The following is a 20,112-nucleotide window of genomic DNA, read 5'->3' as shown; positions in this document are numbered from 1 at the left end:
GGTTTTCTGCACCACTTCAATGAAAAAGAGGCGCGCTGCCCCTACGAGGTCTCCACGACCTCGACTTCTCCAATCAATCGCACAAATGTCTGCCGCACTTTGCCCTGCAACTCCGCCAGCTCAACCTCCAGCCGGGAAAAAGTCGGGCTGCCGGAAGCCTGAACCAGCAAATCCAGCACGCCACCAGGGGCTTCTGCCGGCACGAATTTTCCGGAGAGCGTCAACCGCAGAACCTGGGTCAGGCGGTGGTAGAGCCGCAGCGCTTCCAGAAGCAGTTCGGCATCATCGAGCGGCAGCAGGCCGGCGTCCCGGGATTGTTCCAGAGCCCGTTCCGTCCCCTGGGCAAGAATGGCCGGATTGTCATGGGCGTTCGCCAGTTGCAGGAACTGGGCGATGAATTCTATGTCCACCAGGCCGCCGGGGATCTGCTTCAGGTCCCAGATATCCTTGGTGCCTTTTTCCTTCTCGATCTTCGCGCGCATGGACCTGACATCATCGGCAAGCTTGGCCCTGTCGCGCTGCTGAACCAGAGTGCCGCAGATACTGTCGTAGATCTTCTGGGCAAATTCAGGCGTGGTGCAGGCAATCACCCGCGCCCGCGTCAATGCCATGTGTTCCCAGGTCCAGGCCTCGTTTTTCTGGTAGGAGATGAAGCCGTCCAGGTTGGTGGCGAGCGGCCCTGCGTTGCCGGAGGGGCGCAGGCGGAAATCAACCTCGTAAAGCAGCCCCTCGGCCGTCGGCGCAGACAGGGCCGTCACCAGGCGCTGTGTCAATCGGGTATAGTATTGCGTGATCGCAAGCGGCCTTTTGCCGTCCGACTGTTTGACCTCTTCGGGCGCCTCATAGAGCAGGATCAGATCCAGATCGGACGCGGCCGTCATTTCTCGGCCGCCGAGCTTGCCCATCGCCAGCACTGCAACGTTACCTCCCGGCACCAGGCCGTGACTTTCGGCAACATGTGCAATCACCTGTGACAGCAGACGATCCACGACAACTTCTGCCAGCCGGGCCAGCGCAAAGCCGACACGATCCGCCGACAGGGTGTCGGATATGAGCCTCAAGCCGATGAGAAACTGCTGTTCCTGGGTGAATATCCGGGCCCGATCGAGCGCTTCTTCGTAGAAACGGGACTGGGACAGGGTTCTGTCGATCCCCTGCCGGAATTCCTGGACGCTCGGCATTGCGCCGAAGAAGGCGGGATCGAGAACCGCATCCAGCACATGAACCCGTTTCGACACTGTCTCGGCCATGCGCGGCGCAGCGCCCATCGTCGTTGCGAGCAATGTGAGCAGCTGCGGATTGGATCGCAACAACGAAAACAGCTGCACCCCGGCCGGCAATTTCGACAAGAACCCGTCAAAAGCCCTGAGGGCCGCATCCGCATTGTCGGTTGCCGCCAGGGCTCCGATCAGTGACGGGTGCATCTCCGTCAGCCGTTCTCGGGCCTTGGTCGAGCGGGTGCAGGGATATCTCCCGAAATGCCAGGACTTGACGATAGCGGCCGCTTCGGCTGGTTGCTTGAAGCCGAGCCGGGCCAGCGTCTCCAGGGTGCCGGGATCGTGATCATCCCCCGTGAACACGAGATTGCCGAGCTCTGAAGAGAGGCCCGGCTCGTCCTCGAAGAGTTCGGCATAATGATGCTGAACCTTACGCAGGTGGTCGAGAAACGCGGCTTCAAAAGCCTCCAGGCTGTCAAATCCCATCAACGAGGCGATCCGGGTCAGGCCGGCTTCGTCCTTGGGCAACAATTGTGTCTGCTCGTCATTGAGCATCTGGATGCGGTGCTCCACATCCCGCAGAAACTTGTAGGCTGCTGCCATGTCGTCGCGCGTGCGTGCCCGGATCCAGTCGGCTTCACGCAAAGCCTCCAGCATCTCGAGCGTGCGCCGCCCCCGCAGCGCCGGATTGCGACCACCCGCAATCAACTGCTGGGTCTGGACAAAAAACTCCACTTCCCGAATACCACCGCGGCCCAGTTTCACATTGTGGCCGGCGACCGCGATGGTGCCGTGGCCCTTGTGCATGTGGATCTGGCGCTTGATCGACTGGACATCGGCAATGGCGGCGAAATCCAGATATTTACGCCAGATGAACGGGGCGATTTCACGCAGGAAATCCTCTCCTGCGGGAAGATCACCGGCACAAGGTCGAGCCTTGATCAGGGCCGCCCGCTCCCAGTTCTGTCCAAGGGATTCGTAATAGACAAGCGCAGCTGGCACGGACATGGCGAGCGGCGTTGCCCCAGGGTCAGGCCGGAGCCGGAGATCCGTCCGGAAGACATAGCCGTCCGCGGTCCGGTCCTGCATGATCTTCACTAGGCGCCGCGTCAGGCGCACAAACTCGACCGGTGCTTCCGCCGACCCGGCCATGGGTGCCTTGGCCGGGTCGTAGAGCACGATCAGATCGATATCCGAGGAGTAGTTCAGTTCATTGGCGCCGTGTTTGCCCATGGCAAGCACAATCAGGCCGCTGTCGACTTCCGGCGCTTCCGGATCCTTTGGAGTGAACTTGTTGCGACGGGCCAGATCCGTAAGGCAGAAGCGGATGGCCGCCGTCAGGGCTGCGTCGGCAAACCCGGCGAGTGCGTTGGTCACCCGGTTCAGACCGATCGCACCGCAGATATCTGCCAGGCCGAGTGTCAGCGCCAGATCGTGTTTGAGAAGCCGCAGGCTCCGCATAATACCGGCTTCATCTTCGGCACGCGCGCTTTGCGCGTCTTCCAGAAGCCGCTTCAGCCGGGTTTCCGGCGCTTCCTGCAACAGGTCGAGCAGCCGCTCCGGGTCTGCCAGCATCAGGTCGCGCAAATAGGCGGAGTTGCCAATGATACCCGACAGAAACCCTTCCAGGTCGGGCTTGGACTGCATCAGGGCCTTAAGACCCGAACCGGCGTTGTCGTGATCCAGCAGATCCTTCAAGAAGAGCTGGGCGCGTTCCGGGTCAGGGGCAGCCGGGACAACCGCGATCCGGTCGGCGAGCATGCCCGCACCACCGTCATCGCTCTTCCGGGTCTCCGGTGATGCCGCCTTGTTCATGCCCGCTCCTGCTGCTGGCCGGTGTCACCGGCTTGAGATCGACACGGGCGCTCAGGCCCGGTGCCTCATTCTTGAAGCGCAAGTCTCCCCCATGCAAGCGGGCAACCGCCTTGACGAGGCTCAATCCAAGGCCTGTTCCAGGTTCCGAACGGCTTTCTTCCAGACGGACGAACCGCTCCAGTACACGGCTCATGTCCTTGTCCGGGATGCCCGGCCCGTTGTCGCTGACGGCGACGGTGACCCTGCCCTCCTCTTCCAGGGCAGTCAGCCGGATCACAAGTTCGCCGTCTGCCGGACGGCCGTATTTCAGGGCATTTTCGATGAGATTGACCAGCACCTGACTGATCAGGTCGCGGTTGCATTCGGCCTGCAGTCCCTCCGGAACGTCGGTCTCCAGCTTTCCGCCTTCATCTTCGACCAGCGGCTCGTACAGTTCTGCAATTTCGCCCAGCAGCCGGCTCAGATCGGTTGCTTCCATCACCGATCCAGGTGCCATCGATTCAATCCGGGCAATGTGCAGGAGCGCATTGAAGATGCGCAGCAGCTGGTCGGATTCGTCGAGCGTTGCTTCCAGCGCGGTGCGATAGCCTTCTTCGCCATTGGTTTCACGCAGAGCGGTTTCAATCCGCGTCTGCAAACGCGTCAGAGGCGTCTTCAGATCATGGGCAATGTTGTCGGTCACATCCTTCATCGACTGCATCAGCAACTCGATGCGATCGAGCATGGCGTTGAGGCTGACGGCCAACCGGTCGAATTCGTCATTGGTGCCGGCAATCGACAGCCGTCCGGACAGATCTCCCTGCATGATGGTCTGGCTGGTGGCGGAAATGTCGTCAATGCGCTTCATCACCCGCCGGCTGACAAAGAGCCAGGTAATTGCCGCCATCACGATCACCACGATGAGCCAGAGCCGCAACGCATTGCCGAGCAGGTTGGAAAAGCGCAGCTGGTCACCGAGGTCACGGCCGACCAGAAGACGAAAGCCGCCGCGCAATTCAAACGTGCGCACCATGGCCTGGCGTTCGACGTCTTCTGAATCCTGACCGAGCCGCGTATAGCGCACCCGGCGCAATCCGCCGTCGGCTTCTTCCAGAACCGTTGTCGGCAGACGGGCAATGTTGCCGACCAGGGCGTTGCCGGCAAAATCCGTCAGAAGATAGAGGCTGGCATCGGGATGGCGGGATCGCCGATCGATGGTCTCGACCAGGTCCCGTACCCCGCCACGCACATAGACGTCGGCGAGGCCCTTGAGTTCGGAATCGACGGACTGGACCACCTGTTCGGACATCAGGTGATCGGTGTTTTCCGCGACATAAACAAGCAGAAAGCCGGACATCACCGTAAAAACGGCGATGTACAGCAGGGACAGCTTGAACGCTGTCGTTCGGATGAACCTAGTGAGCCGCGTCACGGATCGTGTATCCGGCTCCCCGGATTGTGTGCAGGAGCGGCGTCTCGAAACCCTTGTCGATTTTGCCGCGCAGACGCGAAATGTGAACGTCGATCACATTGGTTTGCGGATCAAAATGATACTCCCAGACATTCTCCAAAAGCATTGTGCGCGTGACCACCTGGCCGGCATGCTGCATCAGGTATTCCAGAAGGCGGAATTCCCGCGGCTGCAGCGGAATGTCGATTTCGCCACGGCGGCAGGAATGCGCCATCCGGTCCAGGGTCAGATCGCCGACCTTGTAGGTGGTCTCGATCTGGTTTGCCGATTTCGGGCGCCGGGCGAGCGCTTCCACCCGCGCCTGGAGCTCCGTAAAGGCGTAGGGCTTGGGCAGGTAGTCGTCGCCACCGGCCTTCAGGCCCTTCACGCGGTCATCAACCTGACCGAGTGCCGACAGGATCAGCACTGGCGTGTGATTGTCGTCCCTGCGCAGCTCCTGGATGACCGAAAGGCCATCAAGTTTCGGCAGCATGCGGTCGACGATGAGAATGTCGTAACTGCTGTCGAGCGCCATTTGCAGGCCGGTCTGGCCGTCGCCGGCCTGATCAGCGGTGTGGCCGAGTTCGCTCAGTCCCTTGACGAGGTAGCTGGCAGCTTCCGGATCATCTTCAATGACAAGAATCTTCAACATGTAACCCTTTTACCTTGAGTTGCGTTCTAGGGCCAATCGACATTCCTGCAAGAATTAATGTCCGATACTCGGCTGTTTCAAATAGGCTGGCGGCGGCGATGGATGTGGGACGCCGCCGCCAGTCTGTCAGGGTTTGGGGCAAAACCCTTGGTCTATCCATTTGGAAGGCGGACAGAACCTTGGCGATGACCGGCCCGTCGGGGTTTGGGGGCAGAGGGCAGGCCGGTCACGCCGCACAGTTTCCGGTCCGGGCTGAACCGGAGACTGATTAGGCAAGGTTCATGGGCAGCGCCACGAACCGGGTGGTGTTGTTGCTCTCGATGCGGAACAGCACGGCCTTGCGGCCATCTTCTTCCGCCTTCTCAAGCGCTTTCATGACATCGGCCGGGCTGTTCACCTTCATGCCGGCAACTTCCAGGATGACGTCACCATTGCTCAGGCGCTTCTCCGCCGCCGGGCTGTCCGGATCGATTTCGGCGATCACGACACCCTCGCCGTCCAGACCGGCATCCGCCTTGGTGGTCAGCACCAGGCCGAGTTCATCCAGACTGGTCTTGACGTCTTCGGCTGCAGGCTGGGCGGCTGCCGCCTGTTCCTGGTCCTGCAGACGGCCCAGGGTGACCGAGATGTCCTGCTCTTCGCCATCGCGCCAGACGGTGATGTCGACCTTGGTATCAGGCGAATAGGCGGCAATGATCTTGGACAGGTCGCGCGGGCCATCCACATTGGTGCCGTCGACCGCCAGAATGGTGTCGCCTGAGCGCAGGCCAGCCTTCTGAGCCGGGCTGTTTTCCTGCGCTTCCGCGACGATCGCGCCGCGGGCCTCCTCAAGGCCAAGGCTCTCCGCGATGTCGGCCGAGACGTTCTGAATCTGAACGCCAAGCCAACCGCGGACGACTTTGCCGTCATCCTTCAGCTCCATGATCACGTCCTGGGCGGTGGAGGCCGGGATCGCGAAGGCGATGCCGACATTGCCGCCGGACGGCGAGAAGATGGCGGCGTTCACGCCGATCACTTCACCGTTCATGTTGAAGGCCGGACCGCCGGAGTTGCCGCGGTTGACCGGGGCATCGATCTGGATGAAGTCGTCATAAGGTCCGGCGCCGATGTCGCGGCCGCGGGCCGAAACGATACCTGCCGTCACCGAACCGCCGAGGCCGAACGGATTGCCAATGGCGACGGTCCATTCGCCGACTTCCGGAGCATCATCGGCAAAGTCCACATAGGTGAAGGTCTTGTCACTGTCGATCTTCAGAAGCGCAAGGTCCGTGCGTTTGTCCGCACCGATCAGCCTGGCGTCATATTCGTCGCCATTCTGGTCGATGACCGTAAACTCTGTTCCCTTGTCGATGACATGGTGGTTGGTGACTACATATCCATCCCCGGTGATGAAGAACCCGGAGCCCTGGGACAGGCCATACTGACGCGGCTGGCGGCGCTGCTGCTCACCATTTTCGCCCTGGCCGCCAAAGTCGCGGAAGAAGCGTTCAAACGGATGGCCGTTAGGCAGGCCCTTGAAGAAGTCTTCAAAACCGTCCTTGCCGCCGAAATTCATCATCCGCGGCTCGGCAGCCTGTTTCACCTGTACACTGACCACGGCAGGGCTGACGGTACGCACAACATCGGAGAAATCCGCCGGAGCTGCCGCTTCAACACGGACCGGCTCGGCAAACGCCATCTGGCTGGGGACCATGGTCTGGGTGGTCAAAAGACCGGCTGCGCCTAGTGCGACCACTCCTGCCAGCAATTTGGCGCGGCGGGACCGCAAAGGAGAGACAGAGCGTCGGTTTTCCATATTATCTTCCTCTATCGACTTTCGAACTGAAGGCCATTTTCTTGGAACGCACACGGGGACTCGCGTTCCAGGTTCGAGGAAGAAAGTAGGTGACCCAGCCTTACAGGCGCCTGTCGGTCAGATTAAGGATTTGTAAGATTGGTCTTGCCGGCCGCCAGCATCACGGAAAGAGCGTTGGCGCATCGCCCGATCGCCATTTCGGCCATTTGAGCATGACCGATTGAAACAGATCCGATGTCTCGAATGCCTCCAGCCAGGCCCGGGTTGCCTTCCAGTCTTGCTGGTCAAACCAGCTGCGATCCGAATTGGCAAACTGGCGCACGAAAGGCAGTATCGCAAAATCGGCCAGTGACGCCCTCGACCCGAACAGCCAGGTCTGCTCCTTGAGGCGTGTTTCGAGTGTCCGGACAAAAGCCGAGGCCAGGGTCTGCTCGGTTTCGCGGTCGGCGTCTGCATAGCGAGTATCGTATTTGTAGCGATCAAGATGGTGCTTGAAGGGACCGTCACATTCGCCAATGAGCGCAAGTGACGCCTCAATTGTCTCCTGCCGGGGCAGCAACCAGCCTTCCGGATCCGAATTCCGGAGCGCCCAGAGCATGATATCGAGGCTCTCGTCGAGAACGATATCGCCTTCCCTCAGGCAGGGCACGGTCGCTGATGGCGACGTTTCCAGAAACTCGGGCGCCTTGTCCCGCAACACGATCTCACGCAACTCCACCGCCTCACCAACCACGGCAATGGCCAGCCGGGCCCGAATGGCATAGGGACAACGGCGAAAGGAATACAGGATTGGCAGCTCACTCATGCCCGTCACATGACCCAAGGACGCATGCGCGTCAACACGGTGCTTATGCCATGGTGTCAACAATCCGATAACCATCTTTCACCGGTTGTAAAGAATATTTGGCGAAACTCCGGGCAATAAGGTAGCCCAATGACCGACTCTCTTCTTCAGCTTGCCAAGAAAAGTTCGACGGAAAAAAAACACGAGCTCGCGGAGCACGTAACCGGTCTGCTGACTGCCCGCGCGGACGATTCTGGGTCCGAGGAAGCCCATCTACTCAACAATATGCTGGAAGGGGTCTACGATTCCCTGGCTCACGAGGCCAAGGTGAAGATGTCGTCTGAACTGGCCGATGTGGACGCCACCTCCGCAAAGCTGGCAGCTGCCATGGCGAGCGACGAATTGCCGATCGCCCAGGCTATTCTCGAGCGTTCAAAGTCTCTGACGGAGGCTGATCTCAAGAAAATCGCCGAAACAAAAGATCAGGGTTACCTGCTCGCGCTGGCGAAACGCGATCACGTCAGCAAGGACCTCAGCAGCATCCTGATCAAGCGCGGCGGCACGGAAGTCAAGCACGCCGTCGCTGCGAACCTAGGCGCCGAGATCACGATGCCGGTGTTCGAATCCCTGGTCAAGGACATGCCCAAGCAGCTCGGCGACCGCATCCGGCATCTGCGCAAATCGAATGAGGAACTGATCGAAGACCTGTTCAAGGACGACGGCGAGATTGCAGCTGGCACAGAGCTGGAAAAGCGACCCTCCAAGATCAGCCCCAAGGCCTGGGTCATGGGTATCCGCATGGGCAAGGCAACCCTGAACAAGGCCATCTACCAGCTGGCGCTGGAACACAATCTCCTGGATGTTGTCGCATTGCTTTCCTTCTTCTCCGGCCTGGAGATGAAATACGTTCACAACCTCATGGTTCGGTATGATTCAACCGGCATTGCAACGGTGTGCCGAGCATCGGGTATCGGCGCGATGGAATTCCAGGCGATCTGCAAGGAACGCTGCAAACACCTCAAGTTTCCGGAAAGCACCGGCAGCAAGTGGCTGACCAACTATCATATGCTCGATGACACGGACGCCCGCCGTCTCCTGACGCTGATGAAGATGAAACTCAAGGCAGCCAAACAGGAAGAGGCAGCCTGAGATCCCGCCCTCCCGAAGTTTGTCCACGCCCCTCCGATCGTCGACGCGACTGATCCCCTCAAGGAAGTCCGCTTTCGGCTAGCCTGAGGCTTATTCAGGTGGAGTAAAACCAACGCCACTACCAGTAATTATCCTCTCAATTTTCCACACTTGTAACTTCTATCAATACCAAGAAAGATTAATCCAATTTTTCAATCGCGCTTTAGACACTTGTAAACTGTCTCTGAGGTAGGTCTATGCATACAAAAACGGACGGCCTCAAGATGATCAATGACCTTCTAAGTCTTGCGCAGGACAGCACCCCGGAAAAACGTCATCAACTGGTGGAGCATGTGACAGAGCTTTTTGTCACGGGTGCCGACAGTTATCAGACGGAGGAGATCACTCTCTTCAACACGGTGCTCGAAGGCATGCTCCCGACAATGGAGCCGGAGCAGAAAAAAACAATCTCGGAGCAGCTCGCTCCGATCGACAGCACCTCCAACAAGGTCGCCTATGAACTGGCCCGGGAAGAGATCGATATTGCCCGGCCCATGCTGACATCGTCCAACGCTCTCAAGACCGAGGACATCCTGCGACTTGCCAAGACAATGGGCCAGGGACACCTGCTCGCCATTTCCAAACGCAAGCATCTGGAATCCAACGTTACCGACGTGTTGCTGGAACGCGGCGAAAGCCCGGTCAAGCAATCGGTCGCAGCCAATGACGGTGCGCAGATCTCCGATTGGGGGTCACGATTGCTGATCAAACTGGCCGAGCGCGACGAGAAGATTCGCGACGCCATGATGGAACGGGCCGACGTTACCGAATCCGACTATAACAGGCTGATCGAACAGATGCCGTCCCAGCAGCAGGCCAAGATCCGTCAGATGCGCAAGGACAACGAAGACCTGATCAACGATCTGTTCCACAAGGCCAGCAAGGTGGTTGCCAGTTCAAAGCTGGAGCGCAAGGCGACGCGGATCAACGCCAAGGCAACCCTGAAGGAAATCCGAGCCGGTCAGCGCACGCTCGGCAAGGCCATTACCCAGCTGGCGCTGTCGAACAACCTGTTCGACATCTGCTTTCTCCTGTCCGAGATGGCCGGCCTTGAACAGAAATATGTGACCAATGTCATGGTTCGCTATGATTCCACCGGTGTCGCGGTCCTGTGCCGCGCCATGGGGGTCGAAAACAGCGACTATCATGCTCTTTGCAAGGCGCGCGCCACGCATAACAAGCAGCCGCAGTCGACCGCAGAGAACTGGGCGAACGATTACCAGTCCCTGTCGGACCGGGACGCCCGTCGCCTGCTGTCCTTTATGAAGATCCGTTTGCAGACCCTGGAAGCACAGGCGGCCTGAGGCCGCCCGTTTTCCGGTCATCGGGATGCTGGTTCAACTGCCCGCGTCACCACGGCAGCGCCGGCCTCAAGCGTCCTGTGCACCGGGCATTTGTCGGCAATTTCCAGCATGCGGGCCCGGGTGGCGTCGTCGAGATCCCCTTCCAGCGTGATCAGCCGCTCGAACCGGTCTATCCGCCCGCCCTTTTCCTTCAGCTCGTCTGCACAGTCGGCGCAATCGGCGGCATGAACTTTATCGTGCAGGACCTGCGTGCCAATCCGATCGACCCGAACGCCCTTTCGGTCCGCATACATGCGCAAGGTCATGACCGTACAGGCTCCAAGCGCCGCTGACAGAAATCCATAAGGCGACAATCCGCTGTCAAGACCGCCGTAATCTGCCGGCTCATCCGCCAGCAAGCGATGCCCGCCGCTGGCAACCATCGCCTGGAATTTCCCCTGACCGGTCTCGACAACGTCGACACCTTCTCTCACCTCCGGCTTGTTGGCGGTGTTTTCCTCATCCAGATAACCGCTCACCCACCCCGCAATCACACGAGCAGCATAAGCAGCATCTGCGCTTTTGGAGAGAAGGTGGTCGGCCTTGTCCAGAGACACGAAGCTTTTCGGATGCTTGGCAGCCACGAAGATATTGGTTGCGTTGTCGATCCCGACCGTTTCATCCAGCGGCGCGTGCAGGACCAACAGGGCCTTACCCAAGCGGGCCACCTTGTCGCGAACCGATTGCTGTTCCAGATCCTCCAGGAATTCCTTGCGGATGGTGAAAGTGCGCCCGGCGAGGTCGACTTCGCCCGATCCTTCCTCCCGGATTTTGTCTTCCGCCCCCTTGAAGTTATGGATCACGTGATCGGCATCAGACGGTGCGCCAATGGTTACAACGGCCCGTGCTTCCGGGATGTCGCCTGCCACCGACAGGATAGCGGCACCGCCGAGGGAATGTCCGATCAGCAGCTGCGGCGCCTGGAAGTTCTGCCGCAGGAAATCCGCGGCCCGCGTCAGGTCCTCCACGTTGGAGGAAAAGCCGGTGGAGGAAAAATCCCCGCCGCTGCCACCGAGGCCGGTGAAATCGAACCTCAAGACGGCAATGCCTTCAGCGGCCAGTGCCCCGGCGATGTGCCGTGCCGCCGGGATGTCCTTGGAACAGGTGAAACAATGCGCAAAAAGTGCAAAGGCCCGGATCTTGCCGGCCGGAAGATCCAGCCGGGCGGCGAGCCTGGCGCCGTGGGCGCCGTCGAATTCCAGTTTCTGCGGGCGATTTGCCATCTTCAATCCCTCCAGCTTCTGTTTGGCCAGAGGTAAGCATGAGGGCAAGTCATGCAAGTCACGCCTTGGTGTGAACCCCGTGACCACAGCTCGTGGACGGGCCAAACCAAAGACTTGGCGTCAGTCGTCCTTGTCCAGAAGGGCCTGCAGCCGCCGCTCTTCTTCCTCGGAAAGTTTCGCCACTGGTTCCGCCTGTGCTCCTGCCAGACGGGCAGAGCGTCCACGCAGCGCCATAAAAATTGCGAACAATCCTGCGATCAGTGCCAGAGGCCCTGCGGCCCACAGGACCAGCGTGTGCCAGGCAAATCTCGGTTTGAGCAACACGAATTCGCCATAGCGCGATACAAGATAGTCGATCACCTGGCCATCGCTGTCACCGGCCACGAGACGTTCACGCACAAGGACCCGCAGATCCTTGGCGAGAGGCGCGTCGCTGTCGTCGATCGACTGGTTCTGGCAGACCATGCAGCGCAATTCGGCCGACAACGCCCTGGCGCGTGCCTCAAGAGCCGGATCATCCAGAATTTCGTCCGGAGCCACCGCAAGCGCGGGTGATGCGACCAGACCCAACGCAAGGATCAGACAGGAAAGAAACGAACGGATCATGGTCTACTCTGCTGCTGCCGGCGTTGCTTGCCGCTTGCGCGCCGGCTTGGGCGCCCCGATCCTCAAACGCCGGTCGGCCATGGAGAAAACCGCGCCAAGCGACATGATCACGCAGCCGATCCAGATGAGGGTGATCAGTGGTTTATAATAGACCCGCACGTCAACAGCGCCATCCCCCCTGCTTTCGCCCAGAGACAGGTAAAGCTGAGAAAATCCGACCGTGTGAATGCCGGCTTCCGTTGTCGGCATCTGCCGCGCCGTGTAGACGCGCTTGGACGGATCGAGTTCCGCGACCACCCGTCCGCCCTGCCGAACGGTGAAATGTCCGACTTCTTCGGTATAGTTCGGGCCCTGTCTGGGCGCTGCACCGTCAAAGGTGAACTGATAGCCCGCCACTTCGACCGTTTCGCCCGGGCGCATGGTCCGCACCTGCTCTTCCTGGAAGGCCGATGCGGTGACAATGCCGAGCACGGTGACACCAACCCCGAAATGAGCCACCGCCGTGCCCCAGGCCGAACCCGGAAGCCCGGCAAGACGGGCGAACCCGCGTTTCGGACCGACTTCGAAGAACTTGACGCGGGTAACAATCTCCGACACGGCGCCCGCCATCACCCAGACGCCCAGACCCACCCCCAGTGGCGCAAGCACCATGTCGAGACCCCAGGCCCAGAAGGCAATCAGGGTCATGAGGAGCGCAAGACCGAAAGCCGCATAAAGCCGCTGACAGGCAGCCGCCAGATCGCCGCGTTTCCAGGACAGCACAGGCCCGAAAGGAATGGCCAGCAGCAAGGGCACCATCAGCGGACCGAAAGTCAGATTGAAGAAGGGCGCACCGACCGAGATCATTTCACCCGTGATGGCATCCAGCACGAGCGGATAGAGCGTGCCGACAAAAACCGCTGCACAGGCTGCCGTCAGAAACAGATTGTTCAGAACCAGGCCGCCTTCACGGCTGATCGGCGCAAACAGTCCCCCCTGCTTGAGAAGCGGCGCCCGCCAGGCGTAAAGCGACAGGGACCCGCCGATGAACAGGCAAAGCAGCGCCAGGATAAACACACCGCGCGCCGGATCGGTGGCAAAGGCATGCACGGAGGTCAGGACACCGGAGCGCACCAGGAACGTGCCGAGCAGGGACAGCGAGAAGGTGAAAATCGCCAGCAGCACGGTCCAGACCTTCAGCGCCTCGCGTTTTTCCATGACGATCGCCGAATGGAGAAGCGCAGTGCCGGCAAGCCAGGGCATGAAGCTTGCGTTTTCGACCGGATCCCAGAACCACCAGCCACCCCAGCCGAGTTCGTAATAGGCCCAATAGGAGCCCATGGCGATGCCAAGGGTCAGGAAACACCAGGCCAGCAACGTCCAGGGCCGGACCCAGCGCGCCCAGGCTGCATCGATGCGGCCGAGAATAAGCGCGGCCACCGCAAAGGAAAAAGTGATCGAAAAGCCGACATAGCCCACATAGAGCAGCGGTGGATGGATCGCGAGGCCGATGTCCTGCAGGATCGGATTGAGGTCGGCTCCTTCCAGCGGCGGGTTGGCCACCCGGTTGAAGGGATTTGAGGTTGCCAGGAGAAACAGCAGGAAGCCTGCCGTGACCCACGCCTGTACGGCGAGCGTGACCGCCCTCAGGTCCGCGGGCAAATTGCGACCGAAAGCACCGACAAGTGCCGCAAAGAAAACCAGGATGAGCACCCAGAGCAGCATTGAGCCCTCGTGGTTTCCCCACACGCCGGTGAACTTGTAAATGAGCGGCTTGGCCGAATGCGAGTTCTGGACCACATTCAGAACCGAAAAGTCGGAATTGAGATAGGCGGCCGTCAGCGCAACAAAGGACAGAAGCACAAGGAAAAACAGTGTCACGGAGACAGGTGGTGCGATCGCCATCAACCTGTCGTCCTTCGACAGCGCGCCCCAAAGGGGCAGCACGGACTGGACCAGTGACAGGGCAAATGCCAGCACCAGTGCGTAGTGACCGAACTCGACAATCATGCGCGTCCCTCAATTCCCTTGCTAGCAGTCGCAAGCCTTAATTAGCGGTCTCTTCGCCGCCCTGCCAGTGCCCTTGATCCTTGAGCGCTTCGGCGACTTCCTTGGGCATGTAGTTTTCGTCGTGCTTGGCAAGGACGCTGTCGGCGACAAACACCCCATCAGACCCGATGACGCCTTCCGTTACAACACCCTGCCCTTCGCGGAACAGGTCCGGCAGGATGCCCTTGTAGGTGACCGCCACGGCGTTGGCGGTGTCTGTGACCCGGAAACGCACTTCCGCATTGTCCGAGCGCACGACCGACCCTTCTTCAACCAGCCCGCCGAGCCGGATCCGCTGGCCATCAGGAATCGATTGCTGCGTGATATCGGTAGGGCTTTGGAAAAACACGATCTGGTCGTTGAGGGCGTACAGGATCAGGCCTACCGCAACCGCGAGAACCGCACCGGCAGACCCGATTAGTGTCAAACGTCTTTGTTTGCGTGTCATTTTTCAAACCGTCCGAAATTCAATCCTGACGTCCCGGTACTTGCATCAGTCCGGCTCGTCTTCAAGAGCCAGATAACCCGAGCTGACCGGCCGCGTCCTTGATCACCGACAATTGCTCCGGACTTTCTTCGTAGGCCGCAAGAGCCTTCGCAAGGGCCGCTTCGGCCTCCGGTTTGTTGCCCAACACCATATAGGCGTTGATCAGGCGGTTCCATTCGTCGACCGAGCCGCCCTCACTGTCGAGGCGCGAAGCAAGACCTTCAACCATGTTCACGATCATGGCCTGACGGTCTTCCGCGGTCATGTCGCCGGCCGCAGCAATATCTTCCTGCGAGGGGCCGGTCCGGCTTTCCCCTTCCGGTCCCTGCCAGGTGAGCGCAGCCAGTTCCTGGCGCGCCGCCGGCACCCAGATTTCCGTTTCATCAGCGCCTTCGAGCAAAGCCTGCCAGGCCGCTACAGCGTCTTCCTTGCGGCCTTCCTGACCAAGCGAAATTGCCAGAAAGAACCGGGGTTTCACCGCAGCCGGCTCCAGATCCACAGCCTGTTCAAACGCCCGGCGGGCTTCCGCAGTCACCAGACCACGGTTTGCAATCGTGATCGCCTCGCCCATGTCGGTCAGCCAGTCCTGCCGGGGTCCCAGAATCCGCAAGGCATTGGCATAGGCCTTTGCGGATGCCTCCGGTTGTCCGCGCCTGAGATAGACCGGCGCAATGACGGCCCATCCCTGACCGTCTTCCGGATTGTTCGCAAGATGCCTTTCAACACGTGCGACCAGCACATCGACCGACTGTCCCTCTGCAGGAGCGGACAGGCGCGCCTGCAGTGGCTGGTCGGGTTCACCGGGAGAACCGAGAAACAGATAAAGCCCGCAGGCGGCAATTGGCAGCGCAAGAAGTGCAATGCCCTGTGCTGTTCTCAGGCGCGGCCCTTGATGGGACTGCCGGGGCGCATCCGCCGTTCGCTGATTTGCCGCCAGAAGCCGGCGGGCGGTTTCAGTCCGCGCCGCTTCTGCGGTTTCGGCATCGATGAGGCCGCGTTCAAGTTCCGTCTCGATGGCGTTCAGCTGGTCGCGATAGACCGCTTCATCCGCCTTTGCTGCCTCGGCAGAGCGCTGGCGACCGGTTCGGGCCAAAGGCACCAGAATCGAGAGGGCTGCCAGAGCCGTCAGACATGCTATCAGAATCCAAAATACCATGAGCGCACTATAGAACGCTCAATGACGGCAAAAGCAAGAAGGCTCTGATGTGACCGGCGGTCGCGGCTGTGTTTGTCTGCCCTAACGGCGCCCCAGCGCATTCGCCACCAGTTTGCGTTCCGGACTTGAGGCCGTTTCCGCGGCGCCCTTGTTGGCTTTTGCCAGGGCCGACTGCCGGCTTCTGCGAAGCTGCGCGGCATATTCATCGCCGAAATAGATCTCCGACAACAATATCGCAACATCCGCGGCTGCCATCTGGGCCTCCATCTGCGGACCACGTGCCTTACCGATATCCGTAATCAACGAACGTGTCAGGATTTCGAGTGTCTGCTCAACGGCCTGACGCGTGCGCTTGCCGATCTCGTTTACCGCAAAGGTTTCAGAGGCATTCCGGACCATTGTGACCACCCGCAGGGCTCTGACCGCATCGTCGATCGCGACCTGATCTTTCTGAAGCGTGCCGTGCTGGTCGAATTTCGGCACTTGCAGGGCCCTGCGAACGCTGCCATGGGCACTGTTCAGCTCACGTGTCACAACGCTGGAGATGCTGCGTTTGGTCTCGGCAAGCTGCTTATGCCACTTGCCGGTAACCGACAGGTCCATGTCGCGCTCCACCCCCCTGACGAGCAAGTGGTACTCCGACAGGGCCTGGGAGAAGGCAACGGGGTCCGGATTGTGATTGCGATGCTCCAGCGCCAGGATCTGCAAGCGCTCGGCTTCACTCATCACCACATCGACGAATGGCGAGAATTGTGAGTTCGCGATGGCTTTCGGATCGCTGTCACCGGTAAGGCGACCGGCAAAGGCACACAGGGCTGACGGCGCGTCGGCACGTTCCACAAGAGCCGCGGCGACGACCGGAACGTGATCTGGAAAACGTGCCGAACACTTGTCGACCAGCCGCAGGACATCCGTGTCCCGTTTCAGCCTGTGTTCGTTGATCCTTTCCGGAATGGTCTGCAAGAACGGCACCAGCCAGCGTTCCGCCGCGAAGATCTTCTGAATGTCCTTCAGTTCCGCCATGCCGCGGGCGCCGCCCAGCTCCGCGGCAATCCGGCGATGTTCCTTTTCGGAGATCTCAGCCCGATGCAGTTTTTCGCCGATGGCTTCCACCGACCGCGTCCGCAGGGCCTGGACCAGCGCATCAATGCGCTCACCGCTGACGGAGGCGTTGCCAGCCTGCTCGAGAACGATGCGCACGTCGGCAGCCATGACGTCCCTGCCGAGCCATTTCCAGACACGGTCAAGTATGCCCCGGTAAATGCGCCCTTCCTGGCGGTGAGGCAGCATTTCGTTGATGAGGAAATCGTCGAGAGGCGCAAAAAACATGCGCTGGATCTGGCCGCGCCGCTGATCCCCGCCCGGCATGTCGGGTGTGGCCGGTTGCGGCTTGCGCAGCAGGGTCACGGCCGCAGACAGAATCAATTGGATATGCGGGTCGGCGTCCTTTTGAACTTTTGCCCGCTCAAGATTACGGACCAAGGCCTCAACCGCTTTGGGGCTCAGGCTGCTCAGGTAGTTCTTCAGTTTTGCTTCAAGCTGGTCCGAATAGGTCATTCACAGCGTCAACATCGCGATCGATAACCCGGCAATATTACCGCTGTAACACTTAAACAAGTGTTGAGAAAAAATGCAGAGATTTGAAGGACCTTTGAATGATCGGGCGTTTGTTCAGCCGATCACTTGCCAGTTGCCACGTTCTGTTTCGCAAGCAGCGCCACGCGCTTTCAGGACCTGGCCATTCAGCACCATTTCATGGGTGAACTCGCGGCAGCTGGTGTCATTGACAAAATAGACAGGGCCCGGTCTGACCTGACCACTACGACCGGTGCGCTCGTTCTGCCAGGCGACGGACACACCAACACCCCGTGCGCGCAACGCCCGGTCCTGAGCCGCCTCGGCAGCTTTGCGGTCCGAAGGGTCCAGCGCATCGCCGAATTCGTTGTTCACCAGCACCGAGATCGCAGTGTTCGCCTCGCTTCCGGACACATTTGCATTCGGGTCGCCAAAAAAGGATCCCCAGCCGCCGGCTTCCTTGGAGCCGGATGTCATCGAACACCCGGCAAGGATCGTGGCAAGAGCAACACATGTGGCACCGCGCAAAGGCATGCTGAACAGCTCCCAATGGGTGTTTAGACCGGAAACACCGGCTGGTGAATCAGTGATATTTTCAATTTGTGGCCGAACTTGGCCACAACCTAGCCTTTATTCCTGTGATCTGCGTCACATTCTATCACAGTCCGGTCAACAGACGCTCTCGCGATCCATTTTCCGTCCCCTATTCCATGCGCAATGCCGGGAGCACCAGGCGGGCTTTCAATCCCCCAAGGTCCGATCCGTCAAGCGTGAAACTGCCGCCATAGAGTCCAGCAAGATCGGCAACAATCGACAAGCCCAGCCCGGTACCGGGGACCGTTTCATCAAGGCGACGGCCGCGTTTCACCGCTTCGGCGCGCTGATCAGGGGTCAATCCCGGTCCGTCGTCTTCAACAATGATTTCGAACATATCCCGATTGGTGGCTGGATCGTCCAGGGCATTAACTCGCACGCGCACGCGGGAACCAGCCCATTTACAGGCATTGTCGATAAGGTTGCCACTCATCTCTTCAAGATCCTGGGCCTCTCCGCGAAACCGAATGGCAACGGCCTGCTGAAACTCCGGTTCGACGCCCTTGTCGCGATAAATCTTGCCCATGGCGCGAATCAACCGGGCGAGGACCGGTTCGGTGTCGCAGGACACCCCGATGACCCGGCGCTGCGCCGCCATGCGCGCCCGCTCCAGGTGGTGCTGGATCTGGGTCGACATGATTGCGGCCTGCTCCGAGACTTTTTCTGCAAGGTTTCCCCCAGACGCGCGCGCCTCGTTGGAAATCACCGACAGTGGCGTCTTCAGACCATGGGCCAGGTTGCCGACATGGGTCCGGGCTCGTTCAACGATCTCCCTGTTGGAGACAATCAAGGCGTTGAGCTCCACGGCCAAAGGTGCAATTTCTCGTGGCAGGGCTTCGTCAATCTTGTCGGCATCGCCCTGACGCACCGCTGCAAGCGATGCCTTCAGGCGAAACAGCGGCCGCAGCCCGACCTTGACCTGAAAGAAGATTGCGAGGATCAGGCCAAGACCGACAAGGCACAGGGTTAGCGTTACCAGGCGGGCGAATTCGGAAATATCCGCCCAGAACCCGGCTGTCGCAGCCCCCACGGCAATGACGTAGGGCGTATCCTCGATCGAGATTTTCTGCTGCAGGACACGAATTTCATCGCCCGTCGGGCCGGCGATGAACCCTGCGCTTTCCTCCGCATCTCCCATGGGCGGTGTGTTCAGAGGATCGCCGACAAGTGAATCGGAGGCATAAAGGATGGTCTGGCTGTCGCCTTCCCGTACCGTCCAGTACCAGCCCGACAGCGGCAACGAAAAGCGCGGGTCTCCGCGATAGGTCGGTTCCGTCACGGTTGTTTTGGCGACACCCGACACAAAGGTCGTGTCGGTTTCAAGCATCTCCGCAATCAGGGCCTTGATATGCACGTCGAGCTGGGCATCAAACGCGCGCTCGCTCGAGCGCTGATAAAGGCTCACCAGGAACACACCGGCCAGCGCCAGTGCGATGATGGACCAGACCGCGGCCACAACAACCAGACGGGTGGCCAGCGACCGCTGCGGCCGGGCTGCCGTCCGGTCCGCGTCTTCTCCTGTGGGGTCAGTCGTCACTCGCCGCTCCGAGGCGATAGCCGAGGCCGCGGATGGTTTCGATCATATCGGAGCCGATCTTCTTGCGCAGCCGCCCGACAAACACCTCCACCGTGTTGGAATCACGGTCGAAATCCTGATCGTACAGATGCTCGGTCAACTCGGTTCTGGAGATCACCTTGCCCTGGTGGTGCAAGAGGTAGGACAGCAGCCGATACTCATGCGAGGTCAGTTTCACGGAACTGCCGTCAACGGTGACCTTTCCGGCCCGCAGGTCAAGGCGAACAGATCCGCAGGTAAGTTCGTTGGAAGCATGGCCGGCGGCGCGCCGGACAAGGGCACGGACCCGTGCCAGGATTTCTTCCATGTGGAACGGCTTTGCGACATAGTCGTCAGCACCCGCATCGATGCCCGCAACCTTGTCCGACCAGCGGTCACGCGCCGTCAGAATGAGAACCGGCATCGTGCGCCCGTCCCGGCGCCAGTTCTCCAGAACCGACAGACCGTCCAGGGTCGGCAGGCCAAGGTCGAGGACAACCGCGTCATAGGGTTCGGTGTCCCCCAGGAAATGGCCGTCTTCGCCATCCGTCGCGCTGTCGACCACATAACCCGCCTCCTCCAGTGCGGTGACGAGCTGGCGGTTCAGGTCGGTATCATCTTCAACAACAAGGATGCGCATAGGTCTGACTTTTCAAAAACTGGGC

16 protein-coding genes are annotated in these 20,112 nt (G+C 60.0%); 2 read left to right on the top strand and 14 right to left on the bottom strand.

The features are described 5' to 3' along the window. Positions 1-41: 41 nt before the first annotated feature. The 5 genes from ACO6TG_RS24285 to ACO6TG_RS24265 form a co-directional block, all read right to left on the bottom strand. Positions 42-3,032 carry a bifunctional [glutamine synthetase] adenylyltransferase/[glutamine synthetase]-adenylyl-L-tyrosine phosphorylase gene (locus tag ACO6TG_RS24285; protein WP_422375558.1) on the bottom strand — a complete coding sequence of 997 codons (2,991 nt, stop codon included), beginning with the start codon at positions 3,030-3,032 and terminating at the stop codon, positions 42-44. After that, on the bottom strand, positions 2,992-4,443 hold the full coding sequence (locus tag ACO6TG_RS24280) for a sensor histidine kinase (RefSeq protein ID WP_422375557.1): 1,452 nt from the start codon (positions 4,441-4,443) through the stop codon (positions 2,992-2,994). The genes ACO6TG_RS24285 and ACO6TG_RS24280 overlap by 41 nt, the downstream gene beginning before the upstream one ends. Further along, positions 4,427-5,113, bottom strand: a complete 687-nt coding sequence (locus tag ACO6TG_RS24275) for a response regulator transcription factor (RefSeq protein ID WP_305773790.1) — start codon at positions 5,111-5,113, stop codon at positions 4,427-4,429. Before ACO6TG_RS24275 ends, ACO6TG_RS24280 begins: the two co-directional genes overlap by 17 nt. A 268-nt stretch (positions 5,114-5,381) precedes the next feature. Next, positions 5,382-6,908 (bottom strand): Do family serine endopeptidase, encoded by a 1,527-nt coding sequence (locus ACO6TG_RS24270; RefSeq protein ID WP_422375556.1) that lies wholly within the window; start codon positions 6,906-6,908, stop codon positions 5,382-5,384. Between the two features lie 160 nt (positions 6,909-7,068). Beyond that, a complete protein-coding gene (locus tag ACO6TG_RS24265; RefSeq protein ID WP_422375555.1) occupies positions 7,069-7,713 on the bottom strand; it encodes a glutathione S-transferase in 645 nt (214 codons plus the stop codon). A gap of 129 nt (positions 7,714-7,842) precedes the next feature. On the opposite strand from ACO6TG_RS24265, the gene ACO6TG_RS24260 reads away from it, so the two are divergent. Both ACO6TG_RS24260 and ACO6TG_RS24255 read left to right on the top strand, forming a co-directional pair. Continuing rightward, entirely contained in the window at positions 7,843-8,841 is a 999-nt protein-coding gene (locus ACO6TG_RS24260) for a DUF2336 domain-containing protein (RefSeq protein WP_422375554.1), read from the top strand. Positions 8,842-9,077: 236 nt separating this feature from the next. Then, positions 9,078-10,184 (top strand): DUF2336 domain-containing protein, encoded by a 1,107-nt coding sequence (locus ACO6TG_RS24255; protein ID WP_422375553.1) that lies wholly within the window; start codon positions 9,078-9,080, stop codon positions 10,182-10,184. Between the two features lie 17 nt (positions 10,185-10,201). Here ACO6TG_RS24255 and ACO6TG_RS24250 read toward each other — a convergent pair whose 3' ends face one another. The 9 genes from ACO6TG_RS24250 to ACO6TG_RS24210 form a co-directional block, all read right to left on the bottom strand. Beyond that, positions 10,202-11,446 (bottom strand): alpha/beta fold hydrolase, encoded by a 1,245-nt coding sequence (locus ACO6TG_RS24250; RefSeq protein WP_422375552.1) that lies wholly within the window; start codon positions 11,444-11,446, stop codon positions 10,202-10,204. A gap of 120 nt (positions 11,447-11,566) precedes the next feature. Further along, on the bottom strand, positions 11,567-12,049 hold the full coding sequence (locus tag ACO6TG_RS24245; RefSeq protein WP_422378945.1) for a cytochrome c-type biogenesis protein: 483 nt from the start codon (positions 12,047-12,049) through the stop codon (positions 11,567-11,569). Positions 12,050-12,055: 6 nt separating this feature from the next. Continuing rightward, complete coding sequence (locus ACO6TG_RS24240) at positions 12,056-14,041, bottom strand: heme lyase CcmF/NrfE family subunit (protein ID WP_422375551.1); 1,986 nt, start codon at positions 14,039-14,041, stop codon at positions 12,056-12,058. Positions 14,042-14,078: 37 nt separating this feature from the next. Then, a complete protein-coding gene (ccmE, locus tag ACO6TG_RS24235; RefSeq protein ID WP_422375550.1) occupies positions 14,079-14,528 on the bottom strand; it encodes a cytochrome c maturation protein CcmE in 450 nt (149 codons plus the stop codon). Positions 14,529-14,589: 61 nt separating this feature from the next. Beyond that, positions 14,590-15,723 carry a c-type cytochrome biogenesis protein CcmI gene (gene ccmI, locus ACO6TG_RS24230; RefSeq protein ID WP_422375549.1) on the bottom strand — a complete coding sequence of 378 codons (1,134 nt, stop codon included), beginning with the start codon at positions 15,721-15,723 and terminating at the stop codon, positions 14,590-14,592. A gap of 81 nt (positions 15,724-15,804) precedes the next feature. Then, positions 15,805-17,280 (bottom strand): hypothetical protein, encoded by a 1,476-nt coding sequence (locus ACO6TG_RS24225; protein ID WP_422375548.1) that lies wholly within the window; start codon positions 17,278-17,280, stop codon positions 15,805-15,807. Positions 17,281-17,394: 114 nt separating this feature from the next. Further along, positions 17,395-17,832: an RT0821/Lpp0805 family surface protein gene (locus ACO6TG_RS24220; protein ID WP_422375547.1), complete on the bottom strand. Its 438-nt coding sequence runs from the start codon at positions 17,830-17,832 to the stop codon at positions 17,395-17,397. A gap of 169 nt (positions 17,833-18,001) precedes the next feature. Further along, positions 18,002-19,429, bottom strand: a complete 1,428-nt coding sequence (locus tag ACO6TG_RS24215; RefSeq protein ID WP_422375546.1) for an ATP-binding protein — start codon at positions 19,427-19,429, stop codon at positions 18,002-18,004. Beyond that, the gene (locus ACO6TG_RS24210) at positions 19,419-20,087 is read right to left on the bottom strand and encodes a response regulator (RefSeq protein WP_422375545.1); all 669 of its coding nucleotides are present in this window, start codon (positions 20,085-20,087) and stop codon (positions 19,419-19,421) included. Before ACO6TG_RS24210 ends, ACO6TG_RS24215 begins: the two co-directional genes overlap by 11 nt. Positions 20,088-20,112: the final 25 nt, after the last annotated feature.

It is taken from the genome of Roseibium sp. (assembly GCF_965233565.1).
Taxonomy (GTDB): domain Bacteria; phylum Pseudomonadota; class Alphaproteobacteria; order Rhizobiales; family Stappiaceae; genus Roseibium.
This window is presented reverse-complemented; position numbering and strand designations above follow the sequence as displayed.

Excerpts from the sequence above, each read along its gene's own strand:
- ACO6TG_RS24285 (WP_422375558.1), bottom strand. The coding sequence starts at position 3,032 with ATGAACAAGGCGGCATCACCGGAGACCCGGAAGAGCGATGACGGTGGT.
- ACO6TG_RS24275 (WP_305773790.1), bottom strand. The coding sequence starts at position 5,113 with ATGTTGAAGATTCTTGTCATTGAAGATGATCCGGAAGCTGCCAGCTAC.
- ACO6TG_RS24270 (WP_422375556.1), bottom strand. The coding sequence starts at position 6,908 with ATGGAAAACCGACGCTCTGTCTCTCCTTTGCGGTCCCGCCGCGCCAAA.
- ACO6TG_RS24265 (WP_422375555.1), bottom strand. The coding sequence starts at position 7,713 with ATGAGTGAGCTGCCAATCCTGTATTCCTTTCGCCGTTGTCCCTATGCC.
- ACO6TG_RS24260 (WP_422375554.1), top strand. The coding sequence starts at position 7,843 with ATGACCGACTCTCTTCTTCAGCTTGCCAAGAAAAGTTCGACGGAAAAA.
- ACO6TG_RS24255 (WP_422375553.1), top strand. The coding sequence starts at position 9,078 with ATGCATACAAAAACGGACGGCCTCAAGATGATCAATGACCTTCTAAGT.
- ACO6TG_RS24250 (WP_422375552.1), bottom strand. The coding sequence starts at position 11,446 with ATGGCAAATCGCCCGCAGAAACTGGAATTCGACGGCGCCCACGGCGCC.
- ACO6TG_RS24240 (WP_422375551.1), bottom strand. The coding sequence starts at position 14,041 with ATGATTGTCGAGTTCGGTCACTACGCACTGGTGCTGGCATTTGCCCTG.
- ccmE (WP_422375550.1), bottom strand. The coding sequence starts at position 14,528 with ATGACACGCAAACAAAGACGTTTGACACTAATCGGGTCTGCCGGTGCG.
- ccmI (WP_422375549.1), bottom strand. The coding sequence starts at position 15,723 with ATGGTATTTTGGATTCTGATAGCATGTCTGACGGCTCTGGCAGCCCTC.
- ACO6TG_RS24225 (WP_422375548.1), bottom strand. The coding sequence starts at position 17,280 with ATGACCTATTCGGACCAGCTTGAAGCAAAACTGAAGAACTACCTGAGC.
- ACO6TG_RS24220 (WP_422375547.1), bottom strand. The coding sequence starts at position 17,832 with ATGCCTTTGCGCGGTGCCACATGTGTTGCTCTTGCCACGATCCTTGCC.
- ACO6TG_RS24210 (WP_422375545.1), bottom strand. The coding sequence starts at position 20,087 with ATGCGCATCCTTGTTGTTGAAGATGATACCGACCTGAACCGCCAGCTC.